This is a genomic window from Sutcliffiella deserti (assembly GCF_020037475.1).
GTDB lineage: Bacteria > Bacillota > Bacilli > Bacillales > Bacillaceae_I > Sutcliffiella_A > Sutcliffiella_A deserti.
This window is the reverse complement of the sequence record NZ_JAIQDB010000009.1, coordinates 66,110-88,793: the sequence shown is the minus strand read 5'-3', so window position 1 is coordinate 88,793 and position 22,684 is coordinate 66,110. Positions and strand designations below refer to the sequence as shown.

Here is a 22,684-nt window from a genome sequence, read left to right as displayed (position 1 = left end):
AAAAGGAAATAGAAGGCCTATGTCGAATTATATACTTGTTGAGGTGAACGTCGTGAATAGACAAAAACAACAGTATGTAACCATTAAGGGCACGAAAGAGGGCCTAACTCTGCATCTCGATGATACATGCTCGTTTAAAGAGCTATTAGCTGAAATAGAAACGAAATTAACGTCGAATAGTAATCCTGATGATTCACCTTTATTAGGTGTACGATTAAAGGTGGGGAATCGTTATTTAACGAATAAACAACAAGAAAAATTACGCAATGTTATTCGCAGTAAAAAGAATTTTATTGTCGAAGAAATTGAAAGTAATGTGATGACAAAAGAACAGGCCATACAATGGAAAGAAGAAAATGAAATTGTCCCAGTAGCAAAAATGATTCGCTCGGGACAAGTCCTTGAAGTTAATGGAGATCTTCTTTTAATCGGAGATGTGAATCCTGGTGGCACGGTAAAAGCCGGGGGAAATATCTTTATTCTCGGTGCATTAAGAGGGAATGCTTATGCAGGCTTGGCAGGAAACAATCAATCGGTTATTGCTGCTAGTCTGCTGAAACCAACCTTGCTATCGATCAATGAAACGCTTAATCGTTCACCGGATTTTAGTGAGCAAACTGAAGGAAGCAATGAAATGGAATGCGCCTATATAGATGATCAAGAGCGAATTGTTATAGATCGCTTACAATTGCTTTCACAATTAAGACCGATGTTAACAAGGCTTGAAAGGAGAATGTAAGAAGTGGGAGAGGCTATCGTAATTACGTCTGGTAAAGGTGGAGTCGGCAAAACGACAACTTCTGCAAATATAGGGACCGCTCTTGCCTTAGCAGGTAAACGTGTATGTTTAGTAGATACAGATATAGGACTCAGAAATCTGGATGTTGTGATGGGACTTGAAAACCGCATCATATATGATCTAGTTGACGTTATTGAAGGACGTTGCAAAACACATCAAGCCTTAATTAATGATAAACGCTTTGAATGCTTAAAGCTCCTTCCAGCTGCACAAACAAGTGATAAAACAGCTGTAAAGCCAGAACAAATGAAAAAGCTTATAACTGAATTAAAGCAGGACTATGATTATATTATTATTGATTGTCCGGCAGGTATTGAGCAAGGCTTTCAAAATGCCATTGCAGGTGCAGATAGAGCTATTGTTGTAACGACACCTGAAATATCTTCTGTCCGAGACGCAGACAGAATTATCGGCCTTTTGGAAAAAGAAGATATCGAGCCACCTAGATTGGTAGTCAACCGTATTCGTAACCATATGGTGAAAAATGGGGAAATGCTTGACGTGGATGAAATCGTTTCTATTCTAGCAATCGACATTATCGGGATAGTGGCAGATGATGATAGTGTTATTCGCGCCTCTAACAGTGGAGAGCCGATTGTTATGGACCCTACGAGTAAGGCATCTATCGCCTACCGTAATATCTCCCGCCGTATCCTCGGTGAATCTGTGCCATTACAATCGTTGGAAGACGAGAATAAAAGCATGATTTTTAAGATTAAGAAATTTTTTGGTGTACGGTAAATGTAAATGCCGCCTTTTATATAAAGGGCGGTATATTTTTTTTAAGGCTCTTTTCTTAAAGATTGTAGCTATANCATGATTTTTAAGATTAAGAAATTTTTTGGTGTACGGTAAATGTAAATGCCGCCTTTTATATAAAGGGCGGTATATTTTTTTTAAGGCTCTTTTCTTAAAGATTGTAGCTATAAGCCCGTAAAAAATCGGCAATTGGATTTTTTACTGTCCGATTCACTCAAAATAAAGAGTAATTTCTTAATACAAAAGGAAAAGAGCACGACAGCAAAGATTGTAACAAGTGGTACTAAATTACGCAAAAGCAACAATCAATGCGAAAATAGCATTTTAAAAAGAAGGGTCTTTTAGATGAAAAATAGAAAAAGTGTGATTAAAAAAATATGGATGGCTCTATTCTTTTTATTTTTGATATTCTTTCTAACTAATACGTCTTTGTTTTCAAAAGAGGAATTGGATTCTCCGTCCTTGCTTGCGCATCGTGGAGTACATCAGACCTTTTCCATGGAAAACATTCAAAGTGATACATGTACAGCAGAGAGAATTGATGAACCTGTGCATTCGTATATCGAAAATACAATCCCCTCCATGATGGCGGCATTTGAGTCAGGTGCGGATGTGGTGGAACTGGATATTCATCCAACAACAGATGGTGAATTTGCCGTGTTTCATGACTGGACGTTGGAATGTCGGACAGAGGGAAATGGGGAAACAAGAGAGCATTCAATGGAGGACTTGAAGGCATTAGATGTTGGGTACGGTTATACCTCTGATAATGGTGTGACCTATCCTTTGCGGGGAAAAGGAAAAGGCCTCATGCCTACATTAGGGGAAGTGCTACAGCAGTTTCCTGATAAAGAGTTATTGATTCATATAAAAAGTGACGACCCGGAGGAAGGAATATTACTAGCAGAGTACTTAACGGATTATACAGTAGGTAATATGTCAAAACTTAGCGTTTATGGAGGGGACCTTTCAATAGCTGCCTTAAAAGAGGAACTGCCTGAGCTTCGCGTTATGTCAAAAGCTACGATGAAAAGTTGTCTGATTCCATACTTTGCTATCGGATGGACTGGATATGTTCCAGAATCATGTGCCAATGGTCAACTGCATATTCCTGAAAAAATCGGGAAATGGTTATGGGGCTGGTCGGGAAAATTTCATGAACGGATGAAAAAGGCGGATACTAGAGTGATTGTTGTAGCAGGAGATGGAGGCTGGTCGGAAGGTTTTGATAAGGTTGAAGATCTAGAGCGTATTCCGGAGAAGTTTTCCGGTTGGATATGGACAAATCGAATAGAAGAGATTGGACCAATTTTTATGAAATAGTGAAAAAAAGCTGCATTCAGCAATACTTAGAATGCAGCTTTTACTTTTAATTTTTATTTAGAACATAAATGGTTCCTTCAGGCTGTCTTTCACAGGATGATATATCAGTTACAAGCTTTCCGGACTCTAGTGGAATATCGAAGGTTACAGACCCTTCCACACAAATTTTTCCTTTGTTATTTCCGTCAAACTTGATAGAAGATGTAAACTTTGCGTTCCCTTTAATATTTAGGATGGTTCCTTGCTGAATGTAGAGGGGACCATTTAAAATAAAGTCACCACCAACAAGCATTTCACTATTACCTTTTAGGTGAAGATCACCAGTAATGTTTGCGACTTTTCCAATATGGAGGGTAGTGTTATTCTCTAATGTCACTGCCTTGTCACTAATTAAATCGCCTTTTATATCAAAATTCGATTGAGAAAACATCTCTAATCCACTTATCGTCGTATTACCTTCAACAGCTCCATCCGAAAGACTATCCATTCGAAAAGGACCTAATACAAAAAGGTTCCTATCCACCGATAAGTTAGCATTAGATTGTAACGCTAATGCCTTATCAAACTTGGCACTTCCCCCAATGTCCGCTTGGGAGGATGTTTGCATCGTAAAGTTACCTAAAGAATAAAGAATATTTCCTGTTGAGAAAGAGGTAGAGGATTGTAAGGTAACATCCTTATCGAATCTGGTATTCTCTAAAACAGTAAGCGTACCATTATTTAATAGGGTCGTCATTCCCTTATTATATAGGTTATAATCAACATGTACATCCGAAAAGATGCCGGCACCATTCATCAATAATAAGCTGCCGTTCTGTATAATCGTTTCTGGACAATTTGTTCCCCAGGTTGGTGCAAAGGTTGTATGATTTCTTGCTTTCTTATTACCTTGAAAGATACAACCATCAGTTAAGTCCTCATATTTGCTCGGATCATCATCAATAATGTCCTCAAAATCATCTTCGGAAGGTTCTTCCACTGGTGGAGGAGTTAGTTGACTTAGTGGTTTTAATCTTTGGATGACCGTATTCATATTAAGATTATTTTCTTTTCCGTCTATAAGATTGAATTGTATTAAAAGCGGAGAATAAGGGTCTACTTTATCGATGCATTGACCTATTGAATTTATTTTACGACCATCAAGATTATCAATTATTACATCTTCAAAAATATAGGATGATTGTGCAATACTAGCGGACTCAGATGAGTCTAGATGCAGTTTTTTATCCTCTCCATAACAAAGAGTGTAAGAATTTTCTTGATGTATCTGTCGCATTTTGGTAATAATTATATTAGCCTCTTGTGTAAGAGCAGTATGATTTTGTACATGATCACTCTGTTTAAACGTCGTAATCATGACAGTTGAAATGACTCCTAGAACAATGGATCCTATTACTATTGTTGCTAGAAGCTCCAAAAGTGTAAATCCCCGTTGATTATTAATATGCCTAATCATAAAACCATCACCAACTTTAAATAAAATATATTAGCAGAATTGTAGGGTGAATACAGTGGAAAATTGCAAAGTAAGTGATGACAGAGGATTTTCTTTGTTAGAGGTTCTAGTATCCATCGTCATACTAAGTGTTATTATTTTATCATTTTTAAGCTTTTTCTCTCAAGCAATGTTTTTTTCTGTAAGAGAAGAAGATAATTTAATTGGAGTTAATATTGCAGAAAGAATTCTGTATAATGTAGAAAAAAGTAGTATAATAGAACTATTAAGTGAATCAACTAACACTTATTCCTGTGAAAACAATCCATTATCTATAGGTAATGCTATTGCAGACGAAGAGGAATTAAAAAGTGACCCCAATGACCCAGATCGGTTAATTTACATAATCAATAACAAGTCTTACTACTCCTATGTTACCATATGCCAAACGGAAGAAGAGAAAAAATTATCTTTATACCGGACTCAAATAAAAATATTTCAAAAATTCGGGGAACGTGATGGCGAAAGAATGATTTATGAAACCTATCAATATCTTAATTTACGATGATATGAGAAAAATAGAGTAGGCGGAGGGACTAAAATGAAGGTAATGAAAAATGAAAGTGGATACACTTTACTTGCGGTGCTACTAATTATCGTGGTAATTGGTTTTATCACCCCGCCGCTTATGAATAATGTGCTGAGCAGTTCCTTGCAGAATGATAAGACGGAGGAACAAGTTCAATTAGAGAACTTAACGGACATGGGGAAGAATTTTTTCCGTAATCAGGTCTCGGAGGAAATAGCTGAGATAGGTTTAGAAACAAACTATACTCTAGACGAAATAAAAAATACTCTGACCCCTATAAATGACTCGAAACCGATTACTTTATCCTCAGAAAAAGGCAATCAGCAGTTCCAAGTCGGCTACGAATCTATTTATCAAGATGGGGAGAATATAATTATAGAATATGTAAGCAGGGCTATCGTTAACGGCTCAATTTTAGAAGAAAAAGAAGAATATTATTTAAAATTTAAGCAAATAGGAGATGAGATCGAAAATCAACCACCTCCTTCTGAGGAAGAACCATCCGACCCAGGACCAGTAGAACCTGCAGAACCTTCTGAAGGACTGAATTGCTTAAAGGCTTATACTAAAAATGGAACGATTAAAATGTCAGGAAAGGATCATTGTATCCTTAGAGGTGCTTTTGTTATACCAGAAGATCTTAAATTATCAGGACAAGCTAAAGTGGAAGTATATGGGTCTATAGTGTTTGGAGGCAAAATTGATATTACAGGTTCTCCAAGTGGATATTTGAATATTGAAGGTAGCGCCCAGTTCCAAAATAATGTCACAGTAAAAGGAAATGGGAAGATTGATATCCAAGGTGATGGGGTGTTCGTAAGACAGCCATCAAGGAAAGGGAATGGCAGTATTAAAATAAATGGTCAGGAATATAAAAAGTAATAGGTTTTATGAATAAGGGGTTCCGTTTAGTGATGGAAAACTACAAATAGCATTGAAAATAGCAGGATAATTCGCAAATGGATTAGTCCTGCTTTATTTTTTGTAAAATTAAATGTTTCTATTTAATTTTGAGATGATTTAGCACTACGATTTGAATCTCAATTAAATAAAGACTTAGTTGTAATTAGTATAACAATAGGGCAGTTTTCTTTAAATTAAGAGGAGGCAGTAACGACAAATAATGTTACTCTTAAACAAAATATAGAAAAAAAGGGGGTACAATGGATACAACACACGGAAGCTTATTTTTCCGCTAATTATGGCCAGGTAGCATATTCCTCAATAGTAGCCTTAACTTTACCCCTAGGGGCAATTGTATTGTTAGCATGCTAAAAGCGCCTAGATTCTTATTGTGGAGTTATATTAGTTAACAATATCTAGCTTAAGTTACATCTCCAATAAAATTCAACCATTTCAACTATTCGAGTGCAAGAGTTGTTGAGCAGGCTGTTACTTTGGTTGTTTTTTTATTTTGAAATAAACCAACAGAGAATATGAATCTCACAATTATCGAATAGGAAGAGGAATATTATATGATAAAGGCGTGTTGGCGATATTTCCTGTATATCCTTAACCATAAACTGAACGTTCTTGTTGAGTGTTGGAATGAAGGATTATATATACAAGGAATTATTCATGATTGGTCAAAGTTTTCTCCCAAAGAGTTTTTTCCTTATGCAAAGAAATTTTTTTACACTGGAGATAAAAATGATGGTGATGAATTAAAATGGCAATATGCTTGGCTTCACCATCAACATAAAAATAAGCACCATTGGGAGTATTGGGTTGTTAATGCAAATACTAAGCACTCTTTGCCTATGCCTAGAAAATATCTCATGGAAATGGTCTGTGATTGGCGTTCTTTTTCGAGAAGATGGGGAAAAAAGGTTAAAAATTCTAATTTGGATATTACAGACAAGATGGTACTCCATCCAGATACGAAGAAAGAACTTGAGATAATTTTAAGAAATAAAAGAGAATCTGATGTCCAAAAATCGAATTAATTAGAAAAGAAAAGACATTCGATGTAAGTGTTTAAGTTGTTATCTAGTTCTCTCTGATTTATAAAATTATCTCTTTTATGCCCACTAATCCGCATGACTACAGTTTTAGGTAATAATTCAGTGGTAAAAAGGAGAATTACATAATAAATGCTCATTTGTTAAATAGCCACGGCAATAAAACAGGTGGATATGTAATGAATGATGTAGTTATAGCACAGCTGGAAGATTTAAATAAAATCGTGCAAATAGATTGTGAAGTTATTGGTAATAAAAGCAGGAGGAATTATATAAAAAATGCAATATGAAGAGGGCAATATTTTTAGGAAAAAGGATATTAGATACCCTTTCTTGAATTTTTAAGTTATATATAAGTAATTTTCTTGAATGTGGATTTAGTTACCTGAGTCAATTGACTTTAAAAAGTGAACTATGTAATCACTATATTATGAGTAAGTCAGAGTGGGCGCTTTTCTTTTAGGGAAATTTCTTTAGTAAACTATGAGAACTAAATAAATTATTAGAATTATTTTAACTGATTTGAATGATATGACTAAAAGGAGTAAAAGAATGAGAAACACTCCAGGCTTACAATTAATAGAAGAGCACACAAAGAAGGTAATCGTTCTGGTAACGGGGATGTCGGGTACAGGTAAATCAACAGCTCTGATGAAACTTGCGCGCAGAGGTTATAGGGTGGTGGATACAGACTACGGCGGTTGGAATGAGGAATTGGAACTCCCAAATGGGGATGGTTCAGAGTGGGTGTGGAATGAGAATCGGATAGACAAGCTCCTTACTGAACATGCTGAAGGTGCTTTATTTGTCTCGGGGTGCGTTTCAAATCAGGGGAAGTTCTATCCTCGGTTCGATGCAGTCGTGTTGCTTAGTGCGCCACTTGACGTTATCCTTGAACGTGTTTCCTCCCGTGAGACAAACACCTATGGTAAGACTGACAGCGAACGCGAACAAATAAGGCAATATGTCTCCACTGTCGAACCTCTACTACGTGCTGGGGCTACTGCAGAGATTGATACCAGAAAGCCGCTCGATGAAGTTGTAGCCGAGCTAGAGTTCATTGCAAACACAGTTTAATACCCTAACACTTTTTATACCCTTCACTATTGCGCAGTTTCTGTACAAGATAGCAGCAACTTACTGAAGAATTGGGCAATTTGAAGATAGGTATTGTCACTTTCACTTTTAGAGAGGATGAAAGAAATGATCATTAAACAAGAGGAAATATGGGGATGGGGGAAGGCTTTCTTAATAGCTATTGTATTAGCGTTTATTGTAAGAACATTTTTACTTTCACCTATCATTGTTGATGGGGCGTCAATGAATTCGACTCTTCAAGATAAAGAACGAATGATAGTCGTGAAAATTGGCGAGCCGCAAAGATTTGATATTGTTGTGTTTCATGCTCCTGATAAGAAGGACTATATAAAGAGAGTAATCGGGTTACCTGGTGACCATATTGAATATAAGAATGATACTTTATATATAAATGGTATATCATACGATGAACCCTACCTTGATAATCATAAAGCTACTCTAATAGATGCGCCCTTAACTGAATCATTTACATTATTCGATACTCCTGTAAAGAGTGAAACTGTTCCAGAGGGACATATATTCGTCTTGGGAGACAATAGGAGATATAGTGAGGACAGTAGACATATAGGTGCAATTCCCATTGATAACATAGTGGGAACAACTAATATGGTGTATTGGCCATTAAATGAAATGGAGATTATAGGCAAGTAAATAAAACCGTAGAGCTAAGACATTGGCGCTTAAGTTGAACATAGTAATAATTTCTATTTTAAGTTTTGGCTGTGTTAAATGCCGCTGTTGATTTCTACAAAAGGCTACGCGTTCCACGGGGCGGTGATATAGCCTCCTCGGCTGCGCCTGCGGGGTCTCCAGCCTACCACTATTTCCCGTTGGAGTCTCCGCCTTTTGCTCCAATTATCGCTAGAATAGCAATAGCTTTATCAACATACAACTTTAACAGAGCCTAATTTTCAAAAAGGAAAATAGCTTTGGATGAATTTAGGGAACTTGATTATCAGTTATCAGGTATAGAGTGGGCAAGTGGCTCTCTGAAAATAATAAAAGTAAGTTTAATTTTATTGCAAGTTACTTCACGGATAATTTGGGAGGTTTTTATTGTTTGAGATGGTTTTTTGCTGTACTTTTGATTTTATTTGGCGCTTTTTTATTATCATTAACCTATTATGGCAAGGGTAATACAGGACATATAATTATGAAGATTATAGGACTTGGCTTTTTTGTAATTGCTGGTCTTATTTCAAAAACAAGAAAAAAACATAATTCAACTTAACAAAACCTGCTTATATAATTGTAGTTCTCTCCAGAAATAATTAGGGCGCTCTTCTCGCAAAACAATTTAAATAAACTTATAGTTTATAAGACTTTAGAAATAGAATGTTATTGGTTGGATTTGTAATCCGCCTTGTCTTGTTAATCACTTCAACCACGATTGAAAAAACTCTAAGGTTTTGCGGCGTTTAGTTGAATGCTATGTGAATAGCTTTTGATTATCGTAAAAGGTGCAGCAATCGCTGGGTCCATCCTATCGAATGTAGGTGAATTTGTGTAGCCGTGTATTAACACTGTGATCAGTTTACTAAAGGTAACTTTTCTAAACTAACACCGTATAAAATATTAGATGTAAAAGGGAGGAAGCGCATAATGTTAAACTCAAAAAATATCCGATTACGCAAAATAGAAAAAAGATAGTTAAAAATACCACACATGGAGAAATGACAAAGATGTAAAAAAGGTAGGAGGACTAAATATTGAACAAACAGTTATTACATATTGAAGGGTTGGTTGTGTTTATTGCTTCACTTTACTTCTATAATCAAGTAGGAGTAAGTTGGTGGGTGTTTTTCCTATTTTTATTCGTACCAGATCTGTCAATGCTTGGCTATGTAGTTAATAATAAAGTTGGATCAAGCATTTATAATATTTTTCACTCATATATACTACCAATACTTTTAATCATTTTTAGTATGATTATCGAATACAATTTACTGCTGGCATTAAGTATCACTTGGGTAGCACATATTGGTATGGATCGAACTTTAGGTTACGGATTAAAGTATCAGACTAATTTCAAAGATACTCATCTACAAAAAGTATAGACACCCTCATTAAAATCCTCTTATATTTATGGCCACTTATCCGTAACAAGGTAAGTGTTTTTTTGATATTAAGGTAATTTTTATTTCTTTAACGTTCATAATCCTCTATTAAATTTGCTCATTCATGGACTGATCGTCATAACCTTAAAGGACAAGTCATAAAATGGTACAAACATGTTAGGGGGAAGGGTGTTTGTATGAACGATCGGTTGGATGAAATTAGAAGAAGAGCGGCAAAGCGCAAGCGGGCTAGACAAACGCAGCTGACGAAACATAAACAAGTGTCCTCATATGTGATGAAAGATGAGGAAAAGTACGGAAACTCTGGCTACTCATCTTATGAGAGTGGACCTGACGGGAACAAAGAGCACCCTTTATTTAATAAAGAGTTGTTCTTGTTTAAAATTTTGGCCTCTGCTATTTTGGTGCTGGTAGTTGGAATTATGTTTCAAAGTCAATCAGCAGCATTAGAGAAGCCGAGGGAGTTCGTTTCCAATACAATGGGGCAAAGTTTTCAATTTGCGGCATTTTCTACTTGGTATGAAGATCAGTTCGGTAAGTCATTGGCACTGCTTCCTTTACCGGATGATAAGGAGCAGGAGCGTATGAATGCAGAGTATGCTATGCCGGCTTCAGGTGTGGTGTTTGAGAGCTTTGAAAGCAACGGGCAAGGTGTGATGGTCGAAACGTTGGCACACTCTAAGGTAGAAGCGATGAACGAAGGGTGGGTGATGTTTGTTGGCAATAAGCCGGAGACTGGAAAAACGGTGATCATTCAACATGCAGATGAAACGGAAACATGGTACGGACAGCTTGGGGAGGTAGACGTTAAACTGTATGACTTCATCGCGACAGGGAAAGAAATAGGCAGAACAACGACACTTGAAGATGGCTCCAAAGGATTGTTCTATTTTGCCATTAAAAAGGGAAATGAATTTATTGACCCTATGCAGGTGATCTCATTTGAATAATAAGTGGTTTAGGCTACTTCAAAAAATCCATATACACCCAATCTTCTGGATTATGATTGGACTTGCCATTTTAACCGCTGACTTTTGGGAGCTTTTAATCCTTTTTGTCATTGTACTTGTCCATGAACTGGGGCATAGTATAGCAGCTACTTTCTATTCGTGGCGGATTAAACAGATACTGATTCTTCCTTTTGGAGGGGTTGCTGAAATGGAGGAGCATGGAAATCGTCCGCTAAAAGAAGAATTGGTGGTGACGCTTGCTGGTCCCTTGCAGCATGTGTGGCTTACAGGTGCTGGCTTTCTTCTTTATAAAATGTCCGTCTTTTCCCTGGCTACGTGGGAGCTTTTTTTCACTTTCAACCTGATGATTTTCCTTGTGAACCTGCTTCCTATCTGGCCATTGGATGGCGGAAGGCTGATGAGTATCTTGTTTAGTAAATTTACTCCTTATGCTACATCGCATGAGCGTATGTTACAGTGCTCTTTTTTCTTTTTGTCTTTATTTTTTCTCGTTTATTTGTGGATCGATCCTCTCCATTTGAATATGTGGATTATCTCTATCTTCCTATTTTACTCTCTTTATACAGAATGGAAGCAGCGGCATTTTGTGTTCATGCGCTTTTTATTGGAAAGGTATTATGGCAAATCCTCTTCTTTTTCGAATATTACGCCCATAGTTGTAGATGAAAAGGAAAAGATACATCATGTCTTGCAACGATTCAAGCGGGATAGTAAGCATAATATTATCATCATGAAAGGGGATAAAAAGCAATCTCCTTTAGATGAAAATGAATTATTGCATGCTTATTTTAAGGAGAAGTTGACGACAATTGATATTGGAGATATCCTGTATTCATACTAAAAATGGAAAGTCGAGGCTACTCCAATTGACAGAGTTTATTATGAACATGCGGGCAACAGAAAAACGAGTTGCAGTGAAAGAAAACGATAAAGTAGTGGAGCTGTTGATTGAACGGCCAACTACTCACCATATAGAAGGAAATATTTATAAAGGTCGTGTAGTGAAGGTGCTACCTGGGATGCAAGCTGCATTTGTAGATTTCGGTCAAAAGCAACCAGGCTATCTTCACCGCGACTATTTGTGTTCGTACCAGCAATCTCCTTTGTCTAAAAAAGAGAAAGAAAAACAGGGTATTAGCCATTTTGTTCATCAAGGAGAAGCGATCCTTGTTCAAGTGGTAAAAGAGGGGGAAGGTGCAAAAGGACCGAAGTTAACCGGTCTTATTGAATTTCCCGGTCTACATATTGTTTATCAGCCTTTTGGGAAGTTTAAAGCTATTTCCAAAAAGATGTCAGAAGAAAAACGAACTCTATGGCGTGATCACCTTTATAGCTGGTGTACAGAGGAAGAGGGAGTCATTTTAAGAACAGCAAGTGAACATGTACAGGTAAAAGTGGTGGAAGAAGAGTTAATGGAACTTCAACGTCAATATTTGGAGGTTCAAGAAAAAAACGCTGCCCTTACAGCTCCCGCACTACTTCATCAGGAGGATCATTTCTTGTCAAGGTTGCTTAGGGAAATTCCAAAAGCAGAGATAAAGTTGATGGAAGTTGATGATGCATCGACCTACCAGATTCTGAAGAAACAGGAATATCCAGTTCGTTTTTACGATGGAAAAGAAGGCATATTTGCAAGAAGAGGCATTGAACAGGAGTTAGAAAAGGCGTTAAAGCGAATTGTATGGCTCCAAAGTGGAGGATATATCATTATTGAACATACAGAAGCGATGACAGTTATCGATGTTAATACTGGAAAGTTTGTAGGGAAAACTGGTTTTCGTGAAACGGTGCTGAAAACGAATATGGAAGCGGCAAAGGAAGTTGCCAGACAGCTTAGGCTGCGTGAAATCGGTGGAATCATCATTGTAGACTTTATTGATATGGAGAGTACGGAAGAACAAGAACAGGTTTTAAAAGAGGTAAAAGCGGAAGTGAAAAAGGATCGTTCGGTGGTCCGTGTGCTTGGCTTTACAGAGCTTCATTTGCTTCAGTTGACTCGAAAGAAAATTCGCGAACCTTTAACTAGATTTCTTTTACAAAATTGTGATCATTGCCTTGGGAAGGGAACGGTCTTTTCTAGTGAAACAATTGCCTATAGGCTGGAAAGAGAACTTCTTGAATTCAAACGTTCGGACATTGAGGCAGTTGTAGTGGAGATAACAGCGGATGTGAGGGAGAGGGTAATGTTCCTGCCTGATTTATCGGAGAGGTCTGGGGTCGAACTCTTTTTTGTCCAAGCAACTGGAAAGCCAGGGTATTCGATCCTCTTTGCTGGTTCGAAATTAGAAGCAGAAGCAAAGTTAAAAACGCGAGAACCTTATTGACAGAAGGCTTTCAACTATGCTAAGATGTTCTTTGTTAGTTTGTAGCACCCGTGCTACAACCGCACAGTCCAGGTTCCTATCAAATATGGGCGTTTTCGTTACATATACCTGACACTGGCGAGTCTGAGTCTATTGAGGAGGTGCAAGAGTATGTACGCAATTATTGAAACAGGTGGAAAACAAATTAAGGTAGAAGCTGGTCAAGTAATCTACATCGAAAAGTTAGATGCTGTTGAAGGTGACACTGTTACATTTGACAAAGTTCTTTTCGTTGGTGGCGACGACGTTAAAGTTGGTAGCCCACTAGTAGAAGGTGCTTCTGTTACGGCGAAAGTTGAAAAACAAGGCCGTGCGAAAAAGCTTACTGTATTCAAATACAAAGCTAAGAAAAACTACCGTAAAAAACAAGGTCATCGTCAACCTTACACTAAAGTTACTGTTGATGCAATCAACGCATAATAAGGTGATTGGATGATTAAAGTTACTTTAAAACGAAACGATCAACAGTTAATCGAATCGTTTGCCATTTCCGGACATGCTAACTTTGCCAAGAAGGGCGCAGATATCGTGTGTGCTGGTGTTTCAGCTGTATCATTTGGTACAGTAAATGCCATTATAGCGCTTTTATCTGTTACACCTGATATTGAGCAGGGGGAAGATGGTTTTCTTCGCTGTTCGATTCCCTCAGATCTGGAGGAATCAACAAAAGAAAAAATCCAATTGTTGCTGGAAGGTATGGTCGTATCTTTAGAGACGATTGAACGTGATTATGGAAATTATATAACCATTTCTAAGTAGGAGGTGGAATACAAATGTTAAGATTAGATCTTCAGTTCTTTGCTTCCAAAAAGGGAGTAGGTAGTACTAAAAACGGTCGTGACTCACAATCAAAGCGTCTAGGCGCTAAGCGTGCAGACGGTCAACTAGTTTCTGGTGGTTCAATTTTATACCGTCAACGCGGTACTAAAATTTACCCTGGAGCAAACGTTGGACGTGGAGGAGACGATACGTTATTCGCGAAGGTTGAGGGAATCGTTCGTTTCGAGCGTTTAGGCCGTGACCGCAAACAAGTTAGCGTATATCCTGTTGCTCAAGAAGCATAATATCAGAAAAAACTCTAGCCTGCCTTTAGGTTAGAGTTTTTTTATTAGCTTTAATGAACATACCCATCCCTCACTCATCATTTACAACAATGGCCAAACTATATAATATTCGACATCTTTTGATAAATTCCTGTCGGGGTCTGACCCTCAAAGGGAAAATATGTTATAATCTTATACATATAAGAAGGAAATGGAATTTTTATTAGGAGTTCAAAAATGATGAAAAAAAGAGGCGCGTTAGAGGTTTTACGGCATTCAAGGCATGATTGGTTAAATCGACTGCAGTTGATTAAAGGCAATATTTCTTTGGAGCGCTGGGACCGGGTAAATAATTTGATAGATGAAATTGTGTTGGAAGCGAATCATGAGTCCAATTTAACTAATTTGCAGGCACCTTTGCTTGCAGAATTTCTTATTACTTTTCATTGGGAACCAAGAGTATTCTCTTTTGAATATGAAGTGATCGGAGAACGTTTACTGGATTTATCCAGATATGACCAACATTTATATGAATGGATTTCCTCTTTGTTTACATTATTTAGCACCATGGTAAATAGAAAGGCCGAAAATCATTTGTTTTTAAGTATGCAAATTGAGGACAAGGAAGTCCGTTTCTTTTTTGAATTAAGTGGAATAATAGAAGAGAAAGATAAAGTGTCTAAACTTCTAGAAGAAGAACATCTTCCGTTGGTGCTCGCAAGTAGCGATGTTACTTCTAACAGCTGGGAAATTCAATTTATTTTTTCTGCTGATTAATGCTAAGAATAAAGTTAAATTTGTACAACCAACCTAAGTTTTAATAAATCGCCGTTTTGCAAGGATTGTTGCTTCTGTGTTTGTTACTTTAACCCGTTGTCGTGACTTTATATTATTGATTTACGGGTTTTCTTTTAGCAGCAATCTTTACGATAAGAGCGTTAATAATAGAGTCAGGGTGCAATTCTTAAGTAGATTTTGCATCTAGAGATCGGAGTGAAAGCAATGTTTGTCGATCAGGTCAAGATATATGTGAAAGCTGGAGACGGTGGAAATGGAATGGTAGCTTTCCGTCGTGAAAAATATGTTCCTAATGGCGGGCCGGCTGGTGGAGATGGCGGAAAAGGTGCGGATGTAATCCTTGAAGTAGAAGAAGGATTACGTACGCTTATGGACTTCCGTTATAAGCGTCATTTTAAAGCCCCTCGTGGAGAACATGGAATGTCAAAAAATCAGCATGGTAGAAATTCCGAGAGCATGATTGTTAAAGTGCCACCAGGTACGGTTGTGATGGATGATGATACAAAAGAGGTTCTTGCAGATCTTACACAGCATGGACAGCAATATGCAGTCGCTAAGGGTGGTAGAGGGGGCCGCGGTAACTCAAGGTTCGCTACACCAAGGAATCCAGCTCCAGAGGTTTCGGAAAATGGGGAGCCGGGTCAAGAGCGCTATGTAGTTTTAGAATTAAAAGTATTAGCGGATGTAGGGTTAGTAGGTTTTCCTAGTGTAGGGAAGTCCACCATTCTTTCTGTGGTATCTGCGGCTAGACCTAAAATAGCGGAGTACCACTTTACAACCATTGTTCCAAATCTGGGTGTGGTAGAAACGGAAGATGGACGTAGCTTTGTTATGGCGGATCTTCCTGGGTTAATAGAAGGTGCTCATCAAGGAGTTGGGCTTGGTCATCAATTTCTGCGACATATTGAGCGTACAAGAGTTATCGTTCATGTAATCGATATGGGTGGTTTAGAAGGGCGCAACCCGTACGATGATTATGTGACGATTAACGAGGAACTAAAGGAATATAATCTTCGTTTAACAGAGCGTCCGCAGCTTGTTGTTGCAAATAAAATGGATATGCCTGATTCGGAAGAGAATCTTGCGATGTTTAAAGAGCAACTCGGCGATGATATAAAAGTGTTCGCGATTTCTGCACTAACTCGTAAAGGAACTCGAGACCTGTTATACGCTATCGCTGATGAGCTGGAGCATGCGCCAGAATTCCCATTATATGAGGAAGAAGCAATTGAACAGCGTGTCGTATACAAGCATGAAAAAGAAGATAGAGGCTTTACAGTTACTAGAGATCCAGATGGTGCCTTTGTCCTTTCAGGAGAAGATATTGAAAAGCTATTCGTTATGACCAACTTCAACCATGAAGAGTCAATTAAACGTTTTGCTCGCCAACTTCGTGGAATGGGTGTAGATGAGGCCTTAAGACAGCGGGGTGCCAAAGATGGCGACCTTGTTCGTCTACAGGAATATGAGTTTGAATTTGTTGAATAGGCAGGAAGACTGAAAGAGGGGAGAACTATTCCCCTCTTTTCTTTAAATGATTTTACATACTTTGTGGTTTTTGCAGAAGTAGAATGGTAACAATCCGTAAAAATACTATGTACTATTGTTACATAGGAAAAATCGGTGAGAACAAGGAGAGAGGTTACATGCGAGAGGAAAAGTTCTTTTTAGTGCGTGAGGATGTACTGCCAGAAGCGATGAAAAAGGCGCTAGATGTAAAGGAAATGCTCGCAAGGGGAAAAGCAGATTCCATTGCCCAGGCTGTGCAGCAAGTGGATTTAAGCCGAAGTGCTTTTTATAAATACCGGGATACTGTCTTTCCTTTTCATACTATGGTGAAAGAACAGATTATCTCATTATTTTTTCACTTAGAAGACCAAACAGGAGCCTTATCTGAGTTGCTTGCAACCGTCGCTTCTGCAGGATGTAACGTTCTTACTATACACCAGACGATCCCTTTGCAAGGTAAAGCAAATGTCACACTATCCCTTGATATGTCAGGTTTAAAAGGGGATATTCATGCTTTACTTTCCATGTTAAAGCGATTAGAATTTGTAGATAAAGTAGAGATATTGGGAACCGGTGCCTAAAGAGGTACCGGCTTTTCTATAGGAACAGTTAGGGGAGAGGAACTAGTGAATCAAATAGTGGGATATTTAGGACCAAAAGCAACTTTTACAGATTTAGCAGTAACTAGTTTGTTCCCGCATAGCATGAAAAAGGCATATGCTACCATTCCAGCTTGTATGGATGCGGTTTCCAGCGGACAAGTGGACTATGCGGTTGTTCCTTTGGAAAATGCGATTGAGGGCTCGGTTAATGTAACGTTAGATTATTTAGTTCACGAATGCCCACTTCCTATTGTAGCGGAGTTAATTGTACCAATAAGTCAACATTTACTTGTGCACCCAGAGCAACTGAGAAAAGCAGAGGCGATTGAAGTAATCTATTCTCATTCTCACGCCATCGCACAGTGCCATAAATTTCTCCATAAAGTGTATCCTAATGCAGTATACGAAACAACTTCTTCCACTGCAGCAGCAGCTAAATTAATTTCAGAGCACAGGCTTTCTAAAGGAACGGCATGTATCGCCAATAGTTTAGCGGCAAAAGAGTACAACCTATCAGTCCTAGCGGAAAATATTCATGATTACGAGAACAATCACACAAAATTCATCGTGCTCCATCGAGCGGAAGAGATGGCTAATCTTAAAGAATCCAACAACCTTAAAGTGGTGAATGAAAAGACAACAATAATGGTAATGCTGCCATCAGACCAATCTGGTGCACTGCATCAGGTTCTGTCTGCCTTTGCCTGGCGAAAATTGAACCTTTCTAAAATCGAATCGCGCCCAATGAAAACGGGTCTGGGTAACTACTTTTTCATTATTGACATCAACCAACCCAACGACGACATACTCCTCCCAGGCGCAATCAAAGAAATCGAAGCCCTCGGCTGCTCCGTCAAAACCTTAGGAAGCTACACGAGTTATTTGTTAAAATGAGTAAGGAGGGGTCTGGCCCCTTCTACTAAAATATGTAAAAAGGTGCCAGACCACTTTTGTTAAAATAAGTAAAAAAGGGCCAGACCCCTTTTGTAAAGATAAGTAAAAAGGTGCCAGACCCTCTTTTCTAATAAATGTAAAAAGGGGCCAGGCCCCTTTTTTTAATCTATTAACATCCCAGCTTGTTTTAGTGCGGTGCAGGCGGTGTCGAGTTTTTCTTCTGTGTCTGCTTCTATGGTGTGGAGGTGGGTTCCGTCTGTTAGCTGGGATAGGTAGGATGCTTTGGTTTGTTGTATTTTTTTGATGAAATCGTCCACTTCTTTTCTGGTGCTTACCATTACGGATGCATTCAGATCTCCGTAAACGGGGTGTTCAATTTTGACATCCTTAACGGTTACGCCGTGGTCCACAAGGATATAGAGCTCCTCTTTCGTCTGGTGTGGTGCATGATAAGATACAATGATGCGTTCTTTCTTAATTTGCTCTCCTTGAGGTTTTAAATAAACATAACCTTGACTTGTTGCAAGGATCGGCTCGTTTTTAGCTTTTAATAATGAAATGTCCTGTACAATCACTTGTCTGCTCACATTTGTCCGGTTAGCAAGCTCGCCGCCAGTGAGAGGTTTATTTTCTGACTGCAGCCAGTGTAAAAGGAGATCTCTTCTTTCTGCTCCAAGAATCTTTTTCTCTTGACTCATCGTTATCGCTCCTTTTTTACCCATTCATTTCTTCTAAAATGTCTCCTATCGCATCTACCACGGCGTCAATATGTTCCATTGTAGTATCCTTGCCAAAGGATAATCGTATGAATTCTCTTGCTTCATCCGAGGATTTTCCTGTAGCAATCATCGTTCTAGAAGGGGCTTGAGAACCAACTTGACAAGCACTGCCGGTGGAGATGGCGATCTGTTTACGGTTGCATTCCAACATCACATGCTGCCCTTCCATTCCGACTATGCGAAGCCCGAGTATAGTCGGCAAGCATGAAGCATTTTCTGCCTCTATCACAATGGGAAGCCAGCGCTTTTTTACCTGTTCAATAAAATATTGTCGAAGCTTTCTATCTTTTTCTTTATTGGTTTCTCTTGATTTCTCAAGTAGTTGTGCAGCGGTAACGAAAGAGGCGATTCCGGGTACATTTACCGTACCAGGTCGCAAGCCTCGTTCATGGCTTGTACCTGGATAGAGAGACTGCCAAGAGACGGCTGGATTAATATACAAAGCTCCTACTCCCTTTGGACCATATATTTTATGGGCCGAAATGGATAAGCTGGATAAGTGCAGCTTTTCCACGTCTATAGGTAGTTTACCAAAAGTTTGGACACAATCACTATGAAAGAGAATTTTCTTTTCATGCAAGATCTTTCCGATTGCCTCAAGAGGCTGAATTATTCCTGTTTCCGAGTTCGCATGATGAATGGAAACTAGACAGGTATCACTCGAAATATTCTCCACTAATTGCTGAATGGAAATAATTCCGTTATGGTCGACATCAAGAAAAGTGACATTGTATCCTTCCTTTTCTAATGCAATACAAAGCTGATAAATGGAACTATGCTCTGTTTTGGTTGTAATAATATGCTTTCCTTTTTTTTCGTTGCCTTTTAGAAGAGAGCGAATTGCTAAATAGTTAGATTCACTACCTCCGCTCGTAAAATAGATTCCTTCCTTTTTGCCATGTATCAATTTAGCCAGTTCAGCACGGCACGTTTCAAGCAACTGCTGGGAGGATGTACCAACGTCATGTAAGCTGCTACTATTTCCATAATAGTGCTGTGATACTTGTTGATACACTTCCAGCGCTTCTGTGCGAATGGGAGTGGTTGCAGCATAGTCTAAATAAATCATCGATGTACTCCTTTCAAATTAGGCAAACAAACGGAATCTGGTATTCTAGTTTCCACAGTCTATTTGACTTGTAAAAATATTTCTTGTCATTAGTTTAAATTTATGTAAATATAGGTGTCAAGACACTTATGTATACAGGGGGGATTTTTGTGTCCCATACTCAGTATGATGTGATAGTTGTTGGAAGCGGTATGTCTGCTTTATTAACAGCTAATTATTTAAGTAAGCATATGAATGTGATGGTTTTCACAAAGTCAGGGAAACATGAAAATAACTCCTTTCTTGCTCAAGGAGGAGTGGCTGGTGCAATTGCTAAGACGGATAGTTGGAACCAGCATTATATGGATACGTTAATTGCAGGTTGTGATCATAATAACAAATATTCTGTTCAACTGTTAACCAAACAGGGGCCAGCCATGCTTCAAGAAATAATAGATAATGGAATGAAGTTTGATGAAGACCCTTCTGGTAATCTCTCACTCGGTATGGAAGGCGCCCATTCCATGCGTCGAATTTTACATGCAGGTGGAGATCAGACTGGCAAAAAAATAATGAAATGGCTGCATTCTCAATTAAAGGAATCTGTCACGATTTTGGAACACGAAACAGTGGTCAACCTCCTAGTCGATTCTGAACGTTGTTATGGTGTGAAAACACTAAATACTTTAGGACAGAGGAGAACATACCGGGCTACCCATGTTGTTTTTGCTACGGGAGGGGCTGGAGGGCTGTATTCTTACACCTCCAACAATAACAGTGTAACAGGCATGGCATTGGCTCTTGCATATAGAGTAGGTGCAACTTTAACAGATTTGGAATTTATGCAGTTCCATCCAACCATGCTTCGAGTTGGGGATAAGGCAGTCGGCTTAATTTCCGAAGCGGTCAGAGGTGAAGGTGCCTACTTAATGAATAATGAAGGCAAAAGCATTATGTCCGGTGTCCACCCATTAAATGATTTAGCACCTAGAGATATTGTTTCGCGCGTAATTTTTAATGAATTGGACCAAGGAAGAGAAGTTTTTTTGAATATCGAACATGTTCGGAATTTTGAAGCTCGGTTTCCGACTATTACGCAAATGTGCAGTTCGCACGGAATCAATCTTGCAAACAAGCTGTTACCGGTAGTACCGGGTGCTCACTTCTTCATGGGCGGCATTGAAACGAATGAGAACGGAGAAACCTCCATTGAAGGCCTTTATGCAGTGGGGGAAGTGGCATGCAATGGGGTTCATGGAGCCAATAGACTTGCAAGTAATTCACTGTTAGAGGCAATTGTCTTTTCAAAAAAATTAGCAGAGCATTTACTAAATAAAGAATCAACTATTCAGTGGATGCCAACAGATTATAGAGAAAAACTTTCTTCCTTAAAAAGAGAAACGATTATCTTGCCAGCTAAAGAAGAGCTGCAGAAGAAGATGATGAAATATGCAGGAATTGTTCGCAATAAAAATGGTCTCTTAAAGCTAATCTCATGGTTAAAAACTTATCAAACCTATTGGGAATCTCTCGATGAAATAGAGTCATCACTCCCGCTTGAAAAAATCGAATTAATTTATATGCTGCAAGTCAGCTACCTTATTGCAAGTTCTGCTCTTAATCGAGAAGAAAGCAGAGGAGCTCATTTTCGTTTGGACTTCCCATATTTGAACGAGAATTGGAAGCAAAAAAGAATTATGCATCAAAAAAAGCAGAACATTTCGTGTAAGTCTGTGTTAACGAATGCTTTGTTTGTTGCGGATGCTAAGTGTAAAGGAGAGAAAACCGTTGAATATATTTAAGCTTCAGGATATGCTTCGTCATTTTTTTAAAGAAGATTTTGGTGAAAGAGATCTTACTTCTGATGCACTGTTTGGAGAAGATCACTTAGGCAGAGGGGAATTTATAGCAAAAGAAAATGGTGTGTTTGTAGGGATAGCTATATTGCAGGAGGCTTACCGACTGTTAGATCCAGCTACAAAACTAACACTCTTGAAAAAGGATGGAGAAAAAGTCGAAAAAGGGGAAGTCTTAGCGACAGTAGAAGGGAAAATGGGCGTTCTCTTGAGTGGAGAACGAGTAATTCTCAACCTGTTGCAGCGATTAAGTGGGATAGCTACTTTAACGGCACAAGCGGTTGAGACCCTTGATAGTGATACGACAAAAATCTGTGATACGCGAAAAACGACACCGGGACTTAGAATGCTCGAAAAATATGCTGTTACCTGTGGTGGGGGCTTTAATCACCGCTTTGGACTTTATGATGGAGTCATGATTAAGGATAATCATATTGAGTTTGCCGGTTCTATCTCAGAGGCTGTGAAAAGAACACGCCAAAAAATTGGACATATGGTGAAAGTTGAAGTGGAGACGGAGACAAAAGAGCAAGTAATAGAAGCGGTTGAGGCCGGTGCCGATATTATCATGTTTGATAATCGCACCCCAGAAGAAATTAAAGAGTTTATTCCCCTTGTACCGGAGCGGATTATAACAGAAGCATCAGGTGGGATTACCTTAGAAAACATAGCCACCTATCGTGACACAGGAGTTCATTTTATATCTTTAGGGTTTCTGACCCATTCTGTTCGTTCGTTAGATATAAGCTTTAATGTAGGAAACAAAGGATAAAAGGAGA

25 protein-coding genes and 1 other annotated feature are annotated in these 22,684 nt (G+C 38.5%); of the genes, 22 read left to right on the top strand and 3 right to left on the bottom strand.

Features of this window, described 5'->3' with window-relative positions:
- The first annotated feature begins 19 nt into the window (after positions 1 to 19).
- The 3 genes from minC (at position 20) to K9B36_RS14125 (ending at position 2,881) form a co-directional block, all read left to right on the top strand.
- Positions 20 to 739: a septum site-determining protein MinC gene (gene minC / locus K9B36_RS14135; protein WP_263399384.1), complete on the top strand. Its 720-nt coding sequence runs from the start codon at positions 20 to 22 to the stop codon at positions 737 to 739.
- A gap of 3 nt (positions 740 to 742) precedes the next feature.
- Positions 743 to 1,540 carry a septum site-determining protein MinD gene (gene minD / locus K9B36_RS14130; protein ID WP_223702920.1) on the top strand — a complete coding sequence of 266 codons (798 nt, stop codon included), beginning with the start codon at positions 743 to 745 and terminating at the stop codon, positions 1,538 to 1,540.
- 363 nt (positions 1,541 to 1,903) lie between these two features.
- Positions 1,904 to 2,881, top strand: coding sequence for a glycerophosphodiester phosphodiesterase family protein (locus tag K9B36_RS14125; RefSeq protein WP_223702918.1), 978 nt, complete (start codon positions 1,904 to 1,906; stop codon positions 2,879 to 2,881).
- Positions 2,882 to 2,927: 46 nt separating this feature from the next.
- Here K9B36_RS14125 and K9B36_RS14120 read toward each other — a convergent pair whose 3' ends face one another.
- On the bottom strand, positions 2,928 to 4,337 hold the full coding sequence (locus K9B36_RS14120) for a PulJ/GspJ family protein (RefSeq protein ID WP_223702916.1): 1,410 nt from the start codon (positions 4,335 to 4,337) through the stop codon (positions 2,928 to 2,930).
- 46 nt (positions 4,338 to 4,383) lie between these two features.
- On the opposite strand from K9B36_RS14120, the gene K9B36_RS14115 reads away from it, so the two are divergent.
- The 17 genes from K9B36_RS14115 (at position 4,384) to pheA (ending at position 18,222) form a co-directional block, all read left to right on the top strand.
- A complete protein-coding gene (locus tag K9B36_RS14115) occupies positions 4,384 to 4,884 on the top strand; it encodes a type IV pilus modification PilV family protein (RefSeq protein ID WP_223702915.1) in 501 nt (166 codons plus the stop codon).
- 33 nt (positions 4,885 to 4,917) lie between these two features.
- On the top strand, positions 4,918 to 5,787 hold the full coding sequence (locus K9B36_RS14110) for a type II secretion system protein (RefSeq protein WP_223702914.1): 870 nt from the start codon (positions 4,918 to 4,920) through the stop codon (positions 5,785 to 5,787).
- 593 nt (positions 5,788 to 6,380) lie between these two features.
- A complete protein-coding gene (locus K9B36_RS14105; RefSeq protein WP_223702913.1) occupies positions 6,381 to 6,851 on the top strand; it encodes a DUF5662 family protein in 471 nt (156 codons plus the stop codon).
- Between the two features lie 567 nt (positions 6,852 to 7,418).
- Complete coding sequence (locus tag K9B36_RS14100) at positions 7,419 to 7,943, top strand: AAA family ATPase (protein ID WP_223702912.1); 525 nt, start codon at positions 7,419 to 7,421, stop codon at positions 7,941 to 7,943.
- Between the two features lie 126 nt (positions 7,944 to 8,069).
- Positions 8,070 to 8,615 carry a signal peptidase I gene (lepB, locus tag K9B36_RS14095; RefSeq protein ID WP_223702911.1) on the top strand — a complete coding sequence of 182 codons (546 nt, stop codon included), beginning with the start codon at positions 8,070 to 8,072 and terminating at the stop codon, positions 8,613 to 8,615.
- 409 nt (positions 8,616 to 9,024) lie between these two features.
- Complete coding sequence (locus K9B36_RS14090) at positions 9,025 to 9,195, top strand: hypothetical protein (protein WP_223702910.1); 171 nt, start codon at positions 9,025 to 9,027, stop codon at positions 9,193 to 9,195.
- A 478-nt stretch (positions 9,196 to 9,673) separates the two neighbouring features.
- Positions 9,674 to 10,021 carry a DUF4260 domain-containing protein gene (locus K9B36_RS14085; RefSeq protein ID WP_223702909.1) on the top strand — a complete coding sequence of 116 codons (348 nt, stop codon included), beginning with the start codon at positions 9,674 to 9,676 and terminating at the stop codon, positions 10,019 to 10,021.
- Positions 10,022 to 10,218: 197 nt separating this feature from the next.
- A complete protein-coding gene (locus K9B36_RS14080; protein WP_223702908.1) occupies positions 10,219 to 10,992 on the top strand; it encodes a M23 family metallopeptidase in 774 nt (257 codons plus the stop codon).
- Positions 10,985 to 11,854, top strand: coding sequence for a M50 family metallopeptidase (locus K9B36_RS14075; RefSeq protein ID WP_317889879.1), 870 nt, complete (start codon positions 10,985 to 10,987; stop codon positions 11,852 to 11,854). The genes K9B36_RS14080 and K9B36_RS14075 overlap by 8 nt, the downstream gene beginning before the upstream one ends.
- Positions 11,855 to 11,879: 25 nt before the next feature.
- Positions 11,880 to 13,337, top strand: a complete 1,458-nt coding sequence (locus K9B36_RS14070; RefSeq protein ID WP_223702907.1) for an Rne/Rng family ribonuclease — start codon at positions 11,880 to 11,882, stop codon at positions 13,335 to 13,337.
- Between the two features lie 47 nt (positions 13,338 to 13,384).
- Positions 13,385 to 13,472: a sequence feature (ribosomal protein L21 leader region), on the top strand.
- A 15-nt stretch (positions 13,473 to 13,487) separates the two neighbouring features.
- Positions 13,488 to 13,796: a 50S ribosomal protein L21 gene (gene rplU, locus K9B36_RS14065; protein WP_223702906.1), complete on the top strand. Its 309-nt coding sequence runs from the start codon at positions 13,488 to 13,490 to the stop codon at positions 13,794 to 13,796.
- 12 nt (positions 13,797 to 13,808) lie between these two features.
- Positions 13,809 to 14,135 carry a ribosomal-processing cysteine protease Prp gene (locus K9B36_RS14060; RefSeq protein WP_223702905.1) on the top strand — a complete coding sequence of 109 codons (327 nt, stop codon included), beginning with the start codon at positions 13,809 to 13,811 and terminating at the stop codon, positions 14,133 to 14,135.
- A gap of 14 nt (positions 14,136 to 14,149) precedes the next feature.
- On the top strand, positions 14,150 to 14,440 hold the full coding sequence (gene rpmA / locus K9B36_RS14055) for a 50S ribosomal protein L27 (protein WP_223702904.1): 291 nt from the start codon (positions 14,150 to 14,152) through the stop codon (positions 14,438 to 14,440).
- A 216-nt stretch (positions 14,441 to 14,656) separates the two neighbouring features.
- Complete coding sequence (locus K9B36_RS14050; RefSeq protein WP_223702903.1) at positions 14,657 to 15,196, top strand: Spo0B C-terminal domain-containing protein; 540 nt, start codon at positions 14,657 to 14,659, stop codon at positions 15,194 to 15,196.
- A 225-nt stretch (positions 15,197 to 15,421) separates the two neighbouring features.
- The gene (gene obgE / locus K9B36_RS14045; protein WP_223702901.1) at positions 15,422 to 16,705 is read left to right on the top strand and encodes a GTPase ObgE; all 1,284 of its coding nucleotides are present in this window, start codon (positions 15,422 to 15,424) and stop codon (positions 16,703 to 16,705) included.
- 158 nt (positions 16,706 to 16,863) lie between these two features.
- Positions 16,864 to 17,307 (top strand): ACT domain-containing protein, encoded by a 444-nt coding sequence (locus K9B36_RS14040; RefSeq protein WP_223702899.1) that lies wholly within the window; start codon positions 16,864 to 16,866, stop codon positions 17,305 to 17,307.
- Positions 17,308 to 17,352: 45 nt separating this feature from the next.
- Positions 17,353 to 18,222 (top strand): prephenate dehydratase, encoded by an 870-nt coding sequence (pheA, locus tag K9B36_RS14035; RefSeq protein ID WP_223702897.1) that lies wholly within the window; start codon positions 17,353 to 17,355, stop codon positions 18,220 to 18,222.
- Positions 18,223 to 18,383: 161 nt separating this feature from the next.
- Here pheA and K9B36_RS14030 read toward each other — a convergent pair whose 3' ends face one another.
- Together K9B36_RS14030 and K9B36_RS14025 are read right to left on the bottom strand one after the other, a co-directional pair.
- A complete protein-coding gene (locus tag K9B36_RS14030) occupies positions 18,384 to 18,926 on the bottom strand; it encodes a transcription repressor NadR (RefSeq protein WP_223702952.1) in 543 nt (180 codons plus the stop codon).
- Between the two features lie 10 nt (positions 18,927 to 18,936).
- Positions 18,937 to 20,070: an IscS subfamily cysteine desulfurase gene (locus tag K9B36_RS14025; RefSeq protein ID WP_223702895.1), complete on the bottom strand. Its 1,134-nt coding sequence runs from the start codon at positions 20,068 to 20,070 to the stop codon at positions 18,937 to 18,939.
- 149 nt (positions 20,071 to 20,219) lie between these two features.
- Here K9B36_RS14025 and nadB point away from each other — a divergent pair, with 149 nt between their 5' ends.
- Entirely contained in the window at positions 20,220 to 21,851 is a 1,632-nt protein-coding gene (gene nadB, locus K9B36_RS14020; protein WP_223702893.1) for an L-aspartate oxidase, read from the top strand.
- Complete coding sequence (gene nadC, locus K9B36_RS14015; RefSeq protein ID WP_223702891.1) at positions 21,838 to 22,677, top strand: carboxylating nicotinate-nucleotide diphosphorylase; 840 nt, start codon at positions 21,838 to 21,840, stop codon at positions 22,675 to 22,677. Before nadB ends, nadC begins: the two co-directional genes overlap by 14 nt.
- The last annotated feature ends 7 nt before the right edge of the window (positions 22,678 to 22,684 follow it).

Bases quoted from the DNA above. Each gene is read 5' to 3' on its own strand.
- minC (WP_263399384.1), top strand. From the start codon at position 20: ATGTCGAATTATATACTTGTTGAGGTGAACGTCGTGAATAGACAAAAA.
- K9B36_RS14125 (WP_223702918.1), top strand. From the start codon at position 1,904: ATGAAAAATAGAAAAAGTGTGATTAAAAAAATATGGATGGCTCTATTC.
- K9B36_RS14120 (WP_223702916.1), bottom strand. From the start codon at position 4,337: ATGATTAGGCATATTAATAATCAACGGGGATTTACACTTTTGGAGCTT.
- K9B36_RS14110 (WP_223702914.1), top strand. From the start codon at position 4,918: ATGAAGGTAATGAAAAATGAAAGTGGATACACTTTACTTGCGGTGCTA.
- K9B36_RS14105 (WP_223702913.1), top strand. From the start codon at position 6,381: ATGATAAAGGCGTGTTGGCGATATTTCCTGTATATCCTTAACCATAAA.
- K9B36_RS14100 (WP_223702912.1), top strand. From the start codon at position 7,419: ATGAGAAACACTCCAGGCTTACAATTAATAGAAGAGCACACAAAGAAG.
- lepB (WP_223702911.1), top strand. From the start codon at position 8,070: ATGATCATTAAACAAGAGGAAATATGGGGATGGGGGAAGGCTTTCTTA.
- K9B36_RS14080 (WP_223702908.1), top strand. From the start codon at position 10,219: ATGAACGATCGGTTGGATGAAATTAGAAGAAGAGCGGCAAAGCGCAAG.
- rplU (WP_223702906.1), top strand. From the start codon at position 13,488: ATGTACGCAATTATTGAAACAGGTGGAAAACAAATTAAGGTAGAAGCT.
- K9B36_RS14060 (WP_223702905.1), top strand. From the start codon at position 13,809: ATGATTAAAGTTACTTTAAAACGAAACGATCAACAGTTAATCGAATCG.
- rpmA (WP_223702904.1), top strand. From the start codon at position 14,150: ATGTTAAGATTAGATCTTCAGTTCTTTGCTTCCAAAAAGGGAGTAGGT.
- K9B36_RS14050 (WP_223702903.1), top strand. From the start codon at position 14,657: ATGATGAAAAAAAGAGGCGCGTTAGAGGTTTTACGGCATTCAAGGCAT.
- obgE (WP_223702901.1), top strand. From the start codon at position 15,422: ATGTTTGTCGATCAGGTCAAGATATATGTGAAAGCTGGAGACGGTGGA.
- K9B36_RS14040 (WP_223702899.1), top strand. From the start codon at position 16,864: ATGCGAGAGGAAAAGTTCTTTTTAGTGCGTGAGGATGTACTGCCAGAA.
- K9B36_RS14025 (WP_223702895.1), bottom strand. From the start codon at position 20,070: ATGATTTATTTAGACTATGCTGCAACCACTCCCATTCGCACAGAAGCG.